The sequence below is a fragment of the Micromonospora sp. NPDC003776 genome (assembly GCF_053605645.1).
In genome coordinates, this window is record NZ_JBSGJR010000136.1 from 1 (window position 1) to 12,911 (window position 12,911).

The 12,911-nt window shown below is 73.0% G+C and carries 13 protein-coding genes; 2 read left to right on the plus strand and 11 right to left on the minus strand.

The window, feature by feature from the left end:
- The 3 genes from mptB to recO form a co-directional block, all read right to left on the minus strand.
- Positions 1–1,469: polyprenol phosphomannose-dependent alpha 1,6 mannosyltransferase MptB (gene mptB / locus ACWEVO_RS14060; protein ID WP_452307928.1), on the minus strand; the 1,469-nt coding region annotated here is incomplete at its 3' end.
- 387 nt (positions 1,470–1,856) lie between these two features.
- Positions 1,857–2,633 (minus strand): isoprenyl transferase, encoded by a 777-nt coding sequence (locus tag ACWEVO_RS14065; protein WP_452307929.1) that lies wholly within the window; start codon positions 2,631–2,633, stop codon positions 1,857–1,859.
- 53 nt (positions 2,634–2,686) lie between these two features.
- Entirely contained in the window at positions 2,687–3,535 is an 849-nt protein-coding gene (gene recO / locus ACWEVO_RS14070; RefSeq protein ID WP_452307930.1) for a DNA repair protein RecO, read from the minus strand.
- A 101-nt stretch (positions 3,536–3,636) separates the two neighbouring features.
- On the opposite strand from recO, the gene ACWEVO_RS14075 reads away from it, so the two are divergent.
- Positions 3,637–4,416, plus strand: a complete 780-nt coding sequence (locus tag ACWEVO_RS14075) for a DUF4097 family beta strand repeat-containing protein (protein WP_452307931.1) — start codon at positions 3,637–3,639, stop codon at positions 4,414–4,416.
- Between the two features lie 21 nt (positions 4,417–4,437).
- Here the strand turns inward: ACWEVO_RS14075 and ACWEVO_RS14080 are convergent, their stop codons facing one another.
- The 8 genes from ACWEVO_RS14080 to ACWEVO_RS14115 all read right to left on the minus strand — a co-directional run bounded on the left by ACWEVO_RS14080 (position 4,438) and on the right by ACWEVO_RS14115 (position 11,887).
- Positions 4,438–5,583, minus strand: a complete 1,146-nt coding sequence (locus ACWEVO_RS14080; protein ID WP_452307932.1) for an acyltransferase family protein — start codon at positions 5,581–5,583, stop codon at positions 4,438–4,440.
- A gap of 191 nt (positions 5,584–5,774) precedes the next feature.
- Positions 5,775–6,674 carry a GTPase Era gene (gene era / locus ACWEVO_RS14085; protein WP_452307937.1) on the minus strand — a complete coding sequence of 300 codons (900 nt, stop codon included), beginning with the start codon at positions 6,672–6,674 and terminating at the stop codon, positions 5,775–5,777.
- Positions 6,675–6,691: 17 nt separating this feature from the next.
- Positions 6,692–7,078, minus strand: a complete 387-nt coding sequence (locus tag ACWEVO_RS14090; RefSeq protein WP_123240534.1) for a cytidine deaminase — start codon at positions 7,076–7,078, stop codon at positions 6,692–6,694.
- Positions 7,071–8,483: a hemolysin family protein gene (locus tag ACWEVO_RS14095; RefSeq protein WP_452307938.1), complete on the minus strand. Its 1,413-nt coding sequence runs from the start codon at positions 8,481–8,483 to the stop codon at positions 7,071–7,073. The genes ACWEVO_RS14090 and ACWEVO_RS14095 overlap by 8 nt, the downstream gene beginning before the upstream one ends.
- Positions 8,459–8,932 carry an rRNA maturation RNase YbeY gene (gene ybeY, locus ACWEVO_RS14100; RefSeq protein WP_452307933.1) on the minus strand — a complete coding sequence of 158 codons (474 nt, stop codon included), beginning with the start codon at positions 8,930–8,932 and terminating at the stop codon, positions 8,459–8,461. The genes ACWEVO_RS14095 and ybeY overlap by 25 nt, the downstream gene beginning before the upstream one ends.
- Before the next feature lie 17 nt (positions 8,933–8,949).
- A complete protein-coding gene (locus tag ACWEVO_RS14105) occupies positions 8,950–10,008 on the minus strand; it encodes a PhoH family protein (protein ID WP_393184282.1) in 1,059 nt (352 codons plus the stop codon).
- Positions 10,009–10,138: 130 nt separating this feature from the next.
- Entirely contained in the window at positions 10,139–11,515 is a 1,377-nt protein-coding gene (locus ACWEVO_RS14110) for a serine hydrolase domain-containing protein (RefSeq protein WP_452307934.1), read from the minus strand.
- Positions 11,516–11,536: 21 nt separating this feature from the next.
- Positions 11,537–11,887, minus strand: a complete 351-nt coding sequence (locus ACWEVO_RS14115) for a histidine triad nucleotide-binding protein (protein WP_452307935.1) — start codon at positions 11,885–11,887, stop codon at positions 11,537–11,539.
- 46 nt (positions 11,888–11,933) lie between these two features.
- On the opposite strand from ACWEVO_RS14115, the gene ACWEVO_RS14120 reads away from it, so the two are divergent.
- Positions 11,934–12,701: an SDR family NAD(P)-dependent oxidoreductase gene (locus ACWEVO_RS14120; protein WP_452307936.1), complete on the plus strand. Its 768-nt coding sequence runs from the start codon at positions 11,934–11,936 to the stop codon at positions 12,699–12,701.
- Positions 12,702–12,911 lie beyond the last annotated feature (210 nt).

Below are 12,911 nucleotides of genomic sequence, written 5' to 3' on the forward strand. Positions count from 1 at the left end.
GGCTCAGCCGCCTTCGTCACCACCACCGCATCCCCCACCTGGGCCGGGGGAGACCTCCCTGAGGACAGCCATGAAGAAGTTGCTCTCCGTCGCGGCACGACCACCGCCGCCGTTCCGATCAGCGCCCCGGTGACCGCGGGCAGGCTGGGTTGGACGCCACCCGGCAGGACCAGCAGCACCAGGGCCACCGAGCCGACCGCGACCACCCGGCGGATCGCGGTGCGGCGGGCGGCCGCCGCGAGGGGCACGAGCGCCCACAGCAGATACCACGGATGCACGACCGGGCCGGCGAGCACGACCACCCCGAGGCACACCCCGAGCATCGCGACCGGCCCGATCCGCTCGCTGCGCCGCCAGAGGACCAGACAGGCACCGGCGGCGACGACGAGACCGACCAGCCACACCAGGTGCCGGGTCTCCTCGACGTCCAGGCCCCGCACGTGGTGCAGGACGGTGCCGACCGCCCAGCCCAGGTCGGTGCTGATCGACATCCAGGTACGGGCGTGCGTGGGCGTACCCAGGGCCCGTACCCAGCCGAAGCCGGTCCCCGCCAGCGCCGTGACCGCCAGGGCGGTGACGCCGGAGACGGACACCGCCCACAGCGCGGCCCGCAGCCACGGTCGACGGCCGCCCAGCTGCCGCGCCCAGATGGGCACCACGAAGGCGATGGCCAGCGCCGCCGGCGCCTTGACGAGCACGGCGAGCGTGATCAGCACGACCCCGAACGCGGGCCGGCGCCGCAGCACCAGGACCAGCCCCACGCACATCAGGCCCAGCATCACCGCCTCGTTGTGGGCGTCGCCGACCAGGTGGAGCAGCACGAGCGGGTTGAGCACACCCAGCCACATCGCGGCGGCCGGCCGCACCCCGCAGGCCCGGGCCAGCCGGGGCACGGACCAGACCAGCAGACCCACCCCCAGCAGCGCCAGGAGACGCATCCCGAGGATGCCCGCCCAGACGCCGTTGCCGGTCACGTCGGTCACCCAGGCGGCCAGGTTGAGGAAGACCGGACCGTACGGCGCCGGGGTGTGCTGCCAGATGTCGGGCACGTTGACGGTGAGCGGCCCGCCCAGCGCGGCCGGTCCCATCCGGTACGCGTCCAGGCCCGCGCTGGTCATCGCCCCCTGGGCGAGGTAGCTGTGGACGTCGCCGCTGAAGACCGGGGTGGTGAGGGCGAACGGAAGCCCCCACCAGGCGGCTGTCGTCGCCAGGCTGCGCAGGGACATGCCGCCGGCAGCCCGCACCAGCGTGCCCACCCGCCACCACGCGAGCAGGAGCAGGCTGAGCCCGACGTAGACCACGGACACGGAGAGCGCCGTCGACGCCCGGAGCGCGAGGACGATCGGCAGGTCGATCGCCACCTGGCCGAGCGGTCGTACGCCCGCCAGCAGCCCGCCCACCACGATCACCAGCGAACCGGCCGCCCCGAGCACGCGGCAGAAGGCCAGCCCGTACGGTGCGGGCCGCAATGATTCCAGGTGACCGGATTTTCTCGTGGCAGTGCTGCGCAGCATCATCAGCAATCAGCAACCATTCGTCCGGGCAGTGACCGCCTTCGACAGGCATTCGCGACTGCCGTCCCCACGTGCGGCAGCCGTCGCTGGTCATCACGCACCTGCGGTCAGCGGGAATGGCTGCGCCCTGAAGTGAATGTAGCCTTTCCGGGCGCACCGGACCGGGACAACGAATGGCGTGTTGCGTGGTGTTGGAGAAACACGGTTGGTTGACGGGACGAGTCTGGCTGGACGGTCAAGTGCCGCGCGGAAAGCAAACGGCGGCACTATTGCCGGCCGGCCGAGAAAACGTGCCGAGACGCTGTTTTTGGGCGAAGAGCACCCGCGGGATCACGCCCTCCCTCAGGTTCGGGGAGCCACGGGGTTGGGCAGCGCGCCGCCGAAGCGGCGGTCCCGCTGGGCGTAGAGCTCGCAGGCGTACCAGAGGTGGCGGCGGTCGAAGTCCGGCCAGAGGGTGTCGAGGAAGACCAGTTCGGCGTACGCGCTCTGCCAGAGCAGGAAGTTGGAGGTGCGCTGCTCGCCGGAGGGGCGCAGGAAGAGATCCACCTCGGGGATCTCCGGGTGGTAGAGGTACTTCTGGATCGTCTTCTCGGTCACCTTGCCCGGGTCGAGCCGACCGGCCGCCACGTCGCGGGCGATCGCGGCGGCGGCGTCGGCGATCTCCGCCTGGCCGCCGTAGTTGACGCAGAACTGCAGGGTCAGCGTCGAATTGCCCCGGGACATCTCCTCGGCGGTCTGCAACTCGGAGATGACGCTCTTCCACAGCCGGCCGGCCCGGCCGGACCAGACCACCCGGACGCCGAGGTCGACGAGCTGGTCCCGGCGGCGGCGGATGACGTCCCGGTTGAAGCCCATCAGGAAGCGCACCTCGTCCGGCGAGCGGCGCCAGTTCTCGGTGGAGAAGGCGTACGCCGACAGGTAGGGGATGCCCAGCTCGATCGCGCCCTCGATGGTGTCGAAGAGGCTGTACTCGCCCTGCTCGTGACCCTTGGTGCGGGGCAGGCCGCGCTCCTTGGCCCAGCGGCCGTTGCCGTCCATCACCACCGCGATGTGCTTCGGCAGCGCCTCGGCCGGCAGGGCCGGCGGCCGGGCACCCGACGGGTGCGGAGTCGGTGGCACCGGCGCACGCCGGTCTGCCCTCGTCGATCGGATCACGGCACTCTTCTCCCTGTTCACACCAGCGGCGGCGGGCCCGGCGTCGGCGGGACCGCACCCGGCCCCGCGCCGCCGGACGGCGGGACCGCGCCGGACCCCGGGCCACCCCGGTCGACCAGCGGCAGCGAGCGTAGCGCGCGCTCCAGGTGCCACTGGAGGTGCGCCGCGACCAGGCCGCTGCACTCCCGGCGTACGCCGGTCTCGGTGGCGTCGGCGTACGCCCAGTCGCCGGTGGTCAGCGCGGACATCAGGTCGATGGTGGCCGGGGCGGGGTGGGCGGCGCCGGGCGGGCGGCAGTCCGGGCAGACGGCGCCCCCGGCCGGTACGGAGAACGCCCGGTGCCGCCCCGGCTCGCCGCAGACGGCGCAGGCGGTCAGTGCCGGCGCCCAGCCGCCGAAGGCCATCCCGCGCAGCAGGTACGCGTCGAGCACCAGGGTGGTGGCGTGGTCGCCGCGGGCCAGCGAGCGCAACGCGCCGAGGGTGAGCTGGAACAGCCGCATGGACGGCTCGCGCTCGATCGGGGTGAGCCGCTCCGCGGTCTCGGCGATCGCGCTGGCGGCGGTGTATCGGGGGTAGTCGCCGAGGAACCGCTTACCGTAGAGGTCGATCCCCTCGACCTGGCTGATGGTGTGCAGCGAGCTGCCCTGGTTGCCCTTGGGGTCGCCGGCGAGCTGGAGGTCGACGTGCCCGAACGGCTCCAGCCGGGCGCCGAACCGGCTGGTGGTGCGGCGGACGCCCCGGGCCACCGCGCGCAACCGGCCGTGCCGCCGGGTGAGCAGGGTGATGATCCGATCGGACTCGCCGAGCTTCTGCACGCGCAGCACCACCGCGTCGTCGCGGTAGAGCTGTCGGCGGTACCCGGCCATCCGGTCATTCTCCCTCGGGGTGCGATCTCAGGGTCGGTTCGGGGTGGATCGGCGGTCGAACCCGGATGTGCGGTCTCGGAGTCCGGCCGTAGCGTCTCGGCATGGCTCTGCACCGGACCGCCGTCGCCGCCGCGGCGGCCACCACCCTGATCGTCCTCGCCGGGTGTGACACCCTGTCCTTCCGCCGGCTCGACTACGACGACACCGAGTCCGTGAAGATCACTCGGATCACCGTACCGGCCGGCGGCGCCGGTGACGTGACGGTCGACGCCACCGGGCCGGCCGGGCAGGTACGGATCAAGCGGGTGGTCCGCTACCAGGGCGGCCAGCCCGACACCCGGTACGAGGTGAACGGCGACGAGCTGGTGCTGAAGACCGATTGCGGCCCCCGGTGCACGGTCTCCTACGAGGTGACCGCCCCGGAGGGGGTGGCGGTACGCGGCGAGACCAGCTCCGGGAACGTCACGCTGACCGGGGTCGGCACCGTGGACTTCACGCTGCGTTCCGGGGACCTCAGCGTGACCGGGGCGCGCGCCGACGTCCGCGCCGAGACCACCTCGGGCAACATCGAGGTGGTCGACGCCGCCGGCGCGGTCCGGCTGCGCGCCTCCTCCGGCAACATCGACGGCCGCCGGCTCGCCGCCGGGGTGGATGCGGAGGCCACCTCGGGCAACGTGACCGTCGAGCTGGACCGGCCGGCTCCGGTCCGGTTGCACGCCACCAGCGGTGACGTCGAGCTGACGGTGCCCGACGGCCGGTACCGGGTGCAGGCCCACGCGGACTCCGGCGAGACCGAGCTGGCCGTCCCGGACGACCCCGCCGCGTCCCTCCTGCTCGACGTCTCCGCCACCAGCGGCAACGTCGCCCTCAACCGCCGCTGACCCCGCGCGTCCTGCCGGGAATCAGGCCCCTCGGCCGGCGCGCTCGGCCTCCCCCCGGCGGGGTGCCGGGATCCGCGGGGCGGCGGCGGCCGGGACCAGCTCGGCCTCGGCGCCGGCCGGCGCGGGGCTGGCCGGGGCGGCCGCCGCCCGGTCGGCCACGGTCCGCCGAGGTCCGCCGGGGAGCAGTTCCGGGGTACGCCGCGCCGCCACGTCCTCCACCCAGCCGACCAGCAGCGCGACCACCCCGACCAGCGCGAACACCAGCCCCACCCGGATCCACAGGCCGACCGGGTCGCGCGGCGTCCAGCCGACCAGGCCGACCAGCGGGGTGAGCGCCACCACGAACGGCATGTGCCACAGGTACACCGTCAGCGCGCGCCGGTTCAGTCCGGTGACCACCCGGCTCACCAGCGGGTAGCGGTCCACCCAGGGCGCCTCCGCCGGGGCCCGCCCGATCGCGATCAGGATGAACGCCGCCGACCAGAGCGCGTTGCCGAGGTGGATGTCGTTCAGGTCGTGGCCGCGCGGGCCGGGGTGGGTGAGGATCCAGGCCAGGCCGGCGGTGCCGAGGGCCAGCGCGGTGGGGACGAGGACCCGGTTGCGCAGCCGGCGGAGCATCCCGTCGTGGTGGGCGAAGCCGAGCAGCCAGGCGCCGAAGTACAGGCCGAACTCGCGCAGCACGGTCGGGGCGTCCGGGAAGATGCCGAATTCGATCGTGGCGAGCAGCGCGTACGGGGCGAGCAGGGTGGGCAGTGGCGCGCGGCGGAACAGCCCCAGGACCAGCGGCGAGGCCAGCACGAACCAGAGGTAGTCCCGCAGGTACCAGATCGGGCTCAGCGCCAGCCCGCCCCAGTAGTTGGCCGGCGGATCGCTGACCGGGAAGAGCCAGAGCAGCACCTTCGGGGTGAGCGGCAGGCCGGTCAGCAGCATGGCCGGTACGAAGACCGCGGCGAGCACCCAGACCGACGGCAGCAGGCGACGGAGCCGACGGCCCACCGCCGGCACCCCGGTCCGGTCCAGCGACGCGGCCATCAACGTGCCGGCGAGCGCGAACATCACCGACATCGCCGGGAACGCCAGCGTGAGCGCGGCGTAACCGGTGACGTGGTAGACGACGACTCGGATGATGGCCAGGGAGCGGAGCAGGTCCAGGTATCGGTTTCGCATCAGCCTGCATCTGGGTCCGGGGGCGGGGCAAGGTTTCCCTACCCTCCGGCCCGCGCCGGAGAAACGGCCGAGGACCCCCGGTCAAAAGTGAAACTTCCCATAAGAGCGGCCGATCCGGACCACCGGGACAGAGGCCCGGGAAACGGCGATCGCCGGCCCGGACGTGCCGGGCCGGCGATCGGACGTACCGCTCAGAAGCCGAGCTTGCGCAGCTGCTTGGGGTCGCGCTGCCACTCCTTGGCGACCCGGACGTGCAGGTCGAGATAGATCCGGGTGCCGAGCAGCTCCTCGATCTGCCGGCGCGCGGTGGTGCCGACCTCCTTGAGCCGGCTGCCCCGGTGACCGATCATGATCGCCTTCTGGCTGGGCCGCTCGACGTACACGTCGGCGAAGATCCTGGTGAGCTTGCCCTCCGGGATCATCTCCTCCACCACCACCGCGATGGAGTGCGGCAGCTCGTCCCGCACCCCCTCCAGGGCCGCCTCCCGGATCAGCTCGGCGACCAGCACCTGCTCCGGGTCGTCGGTGAGCATGTCGTCCGGATAGAGCTGCGGGGACTCGGGGAGGTACCCGGTCATCACGTCGACCAGGGTGTCCACCTGATGCCCGGAGACGGCGCTCACCGGCACCACGTCGGCGAAGTCGGCCAGCTCGCTCACCGCGAGCAACTGCTCGGCCAGCCGCCCACGGTCCACCAGGTCGGTCTTGGTGACCACGGCCAGCACGGTCGCCTTGAGGCTGGCCAGCTCGCCGGTGATGAACCGGTCCCCCCGGCCGATGGGCTCGTTGGCCGGAATGCAGAGGCCGATCACGTCGACCTCGCTCCAGGTCTCCCGGACCAGGTCGTTGAGGCGCTCGCCGAGCAGCGTCCGGGGCCGGTGCAGCCCCGGGGTGTCGACCAGGACTAGCTGCGAGTCCGGCCGGTGCAGCACCGCCCGGATGATGTGCCGGGTGGTCTGCGGCTTGTTCGAGGTGATCGCGATCTTGGTGCCGACGATGGCGTTGGTCAGCGTCGACTTGCCGGCGTTCGGCCGGCCGACGAAGCAGGCGAAGCCGGCGCGGTACGGACGCGATCCCTCCGGCTCCGGCACGCCGCCGCTGGGCTGGCTCACTCGACCACCGTGCCGAGGACGGTGCCGTCCGGCGCGGCCACGTGGATCGGCGCGTCGGCGGCGAGGTCCCGGACGGCCGCGTGACCCGCGCCGTCCAGGGTCGAGGCCTCGGTCACCACCACCGCCGCCTCCAGCCGGCTCGCCCCGGCGGCCACCGCCGAGGCGACCGCGAGCTGCAGCGCGGTCAGGGTCAGCGAGGGCAGCGCCACGCTGGCTGCCGCGTACGTCCGGCCGTCCTGGTCGCGGACCGCCGCGCCCTCCACGGCACCGACCCGGCCCCGCGCACCGCGCGCCAGGACGACCAGCTTGGCGTCCTCGGCGCTCAGCTCGGCGGGGTCGGCGGGGGTGGGCCGGGCGGCCGGCACGGCGGAAGACTCAGGCATCGGCGGGTTGCCTCTCCTCGGAACGATTGGGGTTGCCGCGGGGGTCGGCGTGCTCGCCGCGCCCCGCGCTGTCGGACGGGTCGCTCGACGCGGCCCGGCTCACCAGCACGGTGTCGATCCGGTTGCGTCGGCCGGTGGTGCCCTCGGCGATCAGCCGGAGCCCGGCCACCTCGGCCTCGGCGCCGGGGATCGGCACCCGGCCCAGCGACTGGGCGAGCAGACCGCCGACCGTCTCCACCTCGTCGGTGGGCAGCTCGGTGTCGAACAACTCGCCCAGATTCTCCACCGGCAGTCGGGCGGTCACCCGGACCGACCCGTCCCCGAGGTGCTCGACCGGCGGGCGTTCGACATCGTACTCGTCGGTGATCTCGCCGACGATCTCCTCCAGGATGTCCTCGATGGTGACCAGGCCGCCGGTGCCGCCGTACTCGTCGACGACGATGACCAGGTGGTTGCGGGCCGCCTGCATCTCGGAGAGCAGGTCGTCGACCGGCTTGGACTCCGGCACGAAGGTCGCCGGCCGCATCAGCTCGGACACCGGCAGCTCCGCGGTGCGGGGATCACCGCCCTGGGTATGCCGGATCAGGTCCTTGAGGTAGAGCACCCCGAGCACGTCGTCCACGCTCTCGCCGATCACCGCGATGCGGGAGAACCCGGAGCGCAGGAAGAGCACCAGCGCCTGGGCGAGGTTCTTGCGTTCCTCTATCCACACCATCTCGGTACGCGGCACCATCACCTCGCGGGCGATGGTGTCGCCGAGCGCGAAGACCGAGTGGATCATCTGCCGTTCGCCGTGCTCCACCACGCCGCGCTGCTCGGCCAGGTCGACCAGCTCACGCAGCTCCACCTGGCTGGCGAACGGGCCCTCCCGGAAGCCCTTGCCCGGGGTGACCGCGTTGCCGATCAGGATCAGCAGCGAGGCCAGCGGGTTGAGTGCCCGCCCCAGCCAACGCACCAGCGGGGCGACCGCGCGGCCCACCGCGTACGCGTGCTGTCGGCCGATGGTGCGCGGTGCGACGCCGACCACGACGAAGCTGACCACGGTCATCGCCCCGGCGGTGACCAGGGCGGCTCGCCAGCCGGCGCCGAAGCTGTCCACCGCGACCAGCGCGACCAGCGTGGTGGCGGTCAACTCGGCCAGCAACCGGAGCAGGAGCAGCAGGTTGAGGTGGCGCACCACGTCACCGGCGACCGCCTGGAGGGTACGCGCGCCGCGCGCCCCGTCCCGGGCGAGCTCGGCGGCCCGGGCCGGGGAGACGGCGGCCAGCGCGGCCTCGGTCATCGCGATCAGGCCGGCCAGCACCACCAGCCCCGCCGCGAAGACGATGAGCTGGAAATCGGGCAGGCCGGCGGGGGCGCCGCCGGCCGCCAGGATGGTCATCACTTCGACCGGGTCGACCGCCAGCTGGCCAGCAGCCGGGCCTGGAGACCGAACATCTCCCGCTCCTCCTCGGGCTCGGCATGGTCGTAGCCGAGCAGGTGCAGCACGCCGTGCACGGTGAGCAGGTGCAGCTCGTCCGCGGGCGAATGGCCGGCGGTGGCCGCCTGCTTGGCCGCCACCTCGGGGCAGAGCACGATGTCGCCGAGCAGGGCCGGCTCACCGCCGGCCGGGCCGCTCTCGCCCGGACCGTGGTCGACGCTGCCCTCGTCCATGGGGAAGGCGAGCACATCGGTCGGGCCGTCGCCACCCATCCAGCGGTGGTTCAGCTCGGTCATGTAGTCGATGTCGACCAGCAGGATGGAGAGCTCGGCGAGGGGGTTGACCCCCATCTCGTCGAGCGCGTGCCGGGCGACGGCGAGCACGGCGTCGGTGTCGACCTCGGCACCGGACTCGTTGGCGATCTCGATGGACAACTGTCTTCCTCTGATGGTTAGCGGCGCCGGCCGGCCCGGCCGCCCTGGGCGGTCCGCCCCGGCACGGCGTGCACGCTCTGCGCCTGCTGGTTCTCCCGCTCGGCGTCCCAGCGGGCGTACGCGTCGACGATCTCGCCCACCAGCTTGTGGCGAACCACGTCGGAGCTGGACAGCTGGGCGAAGTGCACGTCCTCGACGTTGCTCAGGATCTCCCGCACCACGCGCAGGCCGCTGGTCGTGCCGCCGGGAAGGTCCACCTGGGTGACGTCACCGGTGACCACGATCTTGGAACCGAAGCCGAGCCGGGTGAGGAACATCTTCATCTGCTCGGGCGTGGTGTTCTGCGCCTCGTCCAGGATGATGAACGCGTCGTTGAGCGTACGTCCTCGCATGTACGCCAGCGGCGCCACCTCGATCGTGCCGGCGGCCATCAGCTTCGGGATGGACTCCGGGTCGAGCATGTCGTGCAGCGCGTCGTAGAGCGGCCGCAGGTAGGGGTCGATCTTCTCGTTCAGGGTGCCGGGCAGGAAGCCCAGCCGCTCCCCCGCCTCGACCGCCGGCCGGGTCAGGATGATCCGGTTGACCTGCTTGGCCTGGAGCGCCTGGACGGCCTTCGCCATGGCCAGGTAGGTCTTGCCGGTGCCGGCGGGGCCGATGCCGAAGACGATCGTGTGCGCGTCGATCGCGTCGACGTAGCGCTTCTGGCCGAGCGTCTTGGGCCGGATGGTGCGGCCGCGCCGGGAGAGGATGTTGAGGGTCAGGACCTCGGCGGGCCGCTCGGTGCTGCCCTGCTCGAGCATGCCGACGGTACGCCGTACGGCGTCAGTGGTCAGGGTCTCGCCTTTCTCGATGAGTTCGAGCAGCTCACTGAAAAGACGCTCGGCGAGGGCGTTGTCCGCGGGCGCACCGGTGATGGTGATCTCGTTGCCCCGCACATGGACGTCACTGTTGACCGAGCGTTCGACGAGGCGAAGGATCTCGTCGCCCGCGCCGAGCAGGTTCACCATGATCTTCTGGTCGGGGACCGTGATCCTGGTCTGCACCCGGGGCGGGCCGGGAGGTGGGGTGCCGGTCATAGATCGGGCCGTCGGGCCCTACGCCACCTGCTCTCGATCTCGGCGCCGGGCCCTGCTGGCGCGGCGGTCGTGACATCCATCGTATCGTTCCAACACCGCCCGCAACTCGCCCATTTCCGCCAGTGAGAGATCAACTGCCGGTGCGGAAGTCGTACCGGTCGAAGGTCTCCTGGTGCCGGGTGAACCGGTAGGTGGCCCAGTGCATGCCGACCACCGTCCCGTGCTCGTCCCGGGTCAGCCGGAGCAGCTCCCCCACCTCTCGGCCGGACACCGTGCGGAACACGTCCGGCCGGTCCGGCAGCGGCGCGAAGACCGCCGGCGGCTTGCCGGCCGGATCGTCCGCACCCCGGGCCCGCAGCGTCCCGTCGTGCCAGGAGAAGACGTACTCGAAGCCCTCGCCCCACCAGCGGCCCAGCACGCCGCGCAGGTCCGCCGGGGCGGGCGGGCCGGGGCGCCACGGCTCGATCTCGGCGGGGTCGTGCTCGGCGGCCGCGGCGAGCAGCCGGTGCGCCAACTCGAACACCTCGGCACCGGTGCCCGAGGAGCCGAGCACGGCGCAGCCCATCGCGCCGGCCGTGCCGTCCCCGCCCCGGCGGCCGTAGACGGCGGCGAGGAAACCGGGCATGGCCCCGTCGTGCCCCACGTGCATCACCCGTCCGGGCTGGGGCACCAGGATCAGCCCGAGCCCGAAGCCGGCCGCCCAGAGCGTCTCGTCGGTGGTGGTGAGCGGCCAGCGCATCTCGTCCAGGGTGCCCGGGGCGAGCACCGCGCCGGCCGGGTCGAGCGCGGCCGGGTCGGCCAGGAAGGCCGCCCAGCGGGCCATGTCCGTCGCCGTGCTCCAGAGCTGCGCGGCCGGGGCCACCGCGCCGAAGTCGGTCGGCGGCTCCGGATGCGCCTCGTCGGAGTACGCGTCGACCAGGAAGCCGGTCGCGGCCCGCTCCCCGGGGACCGGGCCGGTGGCGTTCAGCCCGAGCGGGGCGAGCACGCGCTCGGCCAGCACCTCCGCCCAGGTGCCACCGCGCAGCCGGGCGACCAGCTCGCCGAGGAGGGCCATGCCGAGGTTGGAGTAGTGGAAGCGCCGCCCGGTCGGCAGCACCCGCTCCACCCGGGCCAGGTCGGCGAGGAGCTCCGGGACCTCGGGCGCGCGCAGGCTGTCCCACACGTCGCCGTGCGGCTCGCGCTGCAGGCCCGCGGTGTGCGACAGCAGCCGGCGTACGGTCAGCTCGCCGTGCGCCGGCAGGTCCAGGTGCCGGCCGATCGGGTCGTCGAGGTCGAGCAGCCCTTCGTCCCGGCACTGCATGACCAGCACCGAGGTGAACGTCTTGGTGACCGAGCCGATCCGGAACACCGTTTCCGGGCCGAGCGGCGTGTCGTTGCCGGTCCCGCCGGCCGTGCAGGTCCAGAGCGGCCGGTCGGCCCGGTGCAGGGCCGCCGAGACCGCCGGGATCCGCCCCTGGGCCTGTGCCTGCCGCACCATCCGGCCGAGCCGGTCATGCACCGTGATCATGGGGTCAGTCTAGGGACGGCGTCAGCGGCACAGCATCGGACCGAGCGGGGCACCACCGAGCAGGTGCGCGTGCGCGTGGAAGACCTCCTGGCCGCCGTACGGTCCGGTGTTGAACATCAGCCGGAAGCCGTCGCCGGTCAGCCCCTCCTCCTCGGCCACCACGCCGGCGGTGGCCAGCACCTCACCGGCCAGGCCCGGGTCGGCCTCGGCCAGGGTGGCCACGTCCGCGTAGTGCTCCTTCGGGATCACCAGCACGTGGACGGGTGCCTTGGGGTCGATGTCCCGGAAGGCGAGGGTGGTGGCGGTCTCGCGCACGATGGTCGCCGGGATCTCACCCGCGACGATCCGGCAGAACAGGCAGTCGGTTCCCATCGGGGCATGGTAAGTGCCGCGGTCGCCGTCCGGCATGATGTGCCGCGTGACATCTCGGGCGGTACTGGTGACAGGGGCCTCGCGCGGCATCGGGCGTGCGGTGGCGCGGGTGTTCGCGGCGGGCGGGGACCGGGTGGCGATCCACCACCGGGACTCGGCGGAGCTGGCCGAGGCGCTCCGGGCGGAGCTGCCCGGCGAGGGGCACGTGGTGGTCCGCGCCGACCTGGCCGACCCGGAGGCGGTCCGCGCCATGGTCGACGAGGCCGCCGACCGGCTCGGCGGCCTAGACGTCCTGGTCAACAACGCGGGCGTGTACGGGCCGCGGGACCTGCCCCACCCGGTCTTCGGCAACAGCTACGAGCAGTGGCGTGAGCAGTGGCGCCTGGTGCTGGAGACCAACCTGACCGGCGCCGCCAACGTCACCTGGTGCGCCGCCCAGCACATGCGCGGGCGCGGGCGCGGTGGGCGGATCGTCAACGTGTCGTCGCGAGGCGCCTTCCGGGGCGAGCCGGAGCAGCCCGCGTACGGGGCGAGCAAGGCGGGGCTGAACGCGCTCGGGCAGTCCCTGGCGCTCGCCCTGGCGCCTTACGGCATCGCGGTGGCGACGGTCGCGCCGGGCTTCGTCGAGACCGACATGACCACCACCCACCTCAGCGGCGAGCGGGGCGCCGCCATCCGCGCCCAGAGCCCGTTCAACCGGGTGGCCCGCCCCGAGGAGATCGCCGCCGCCGTCCACTGGCTGGCCAGCCCCGAGGCCGAGTGGGCCTCCGGCACCATCGTCGACCTCAACGGCGCGTCCTACCTGCGCACCTGACCCCCGCTCCCCGCTCGCTCGCCCGCGCGGGCGGCGCCCTTCCCCGAGCCCGCCCCACCCCCGCGTCCGCCTTTGCTCTGCTTCACCCCACGCAACACATGCGGCGCCTGAGTGTTGCGTCCGTTGAAGCAGAGCAAAGGCAGCGGCAAGGTGTCCCCGGCCCGCCGAGGGCACGCCGGTCCAGACGCGCGTGGCTACGTGGAGCTGGCC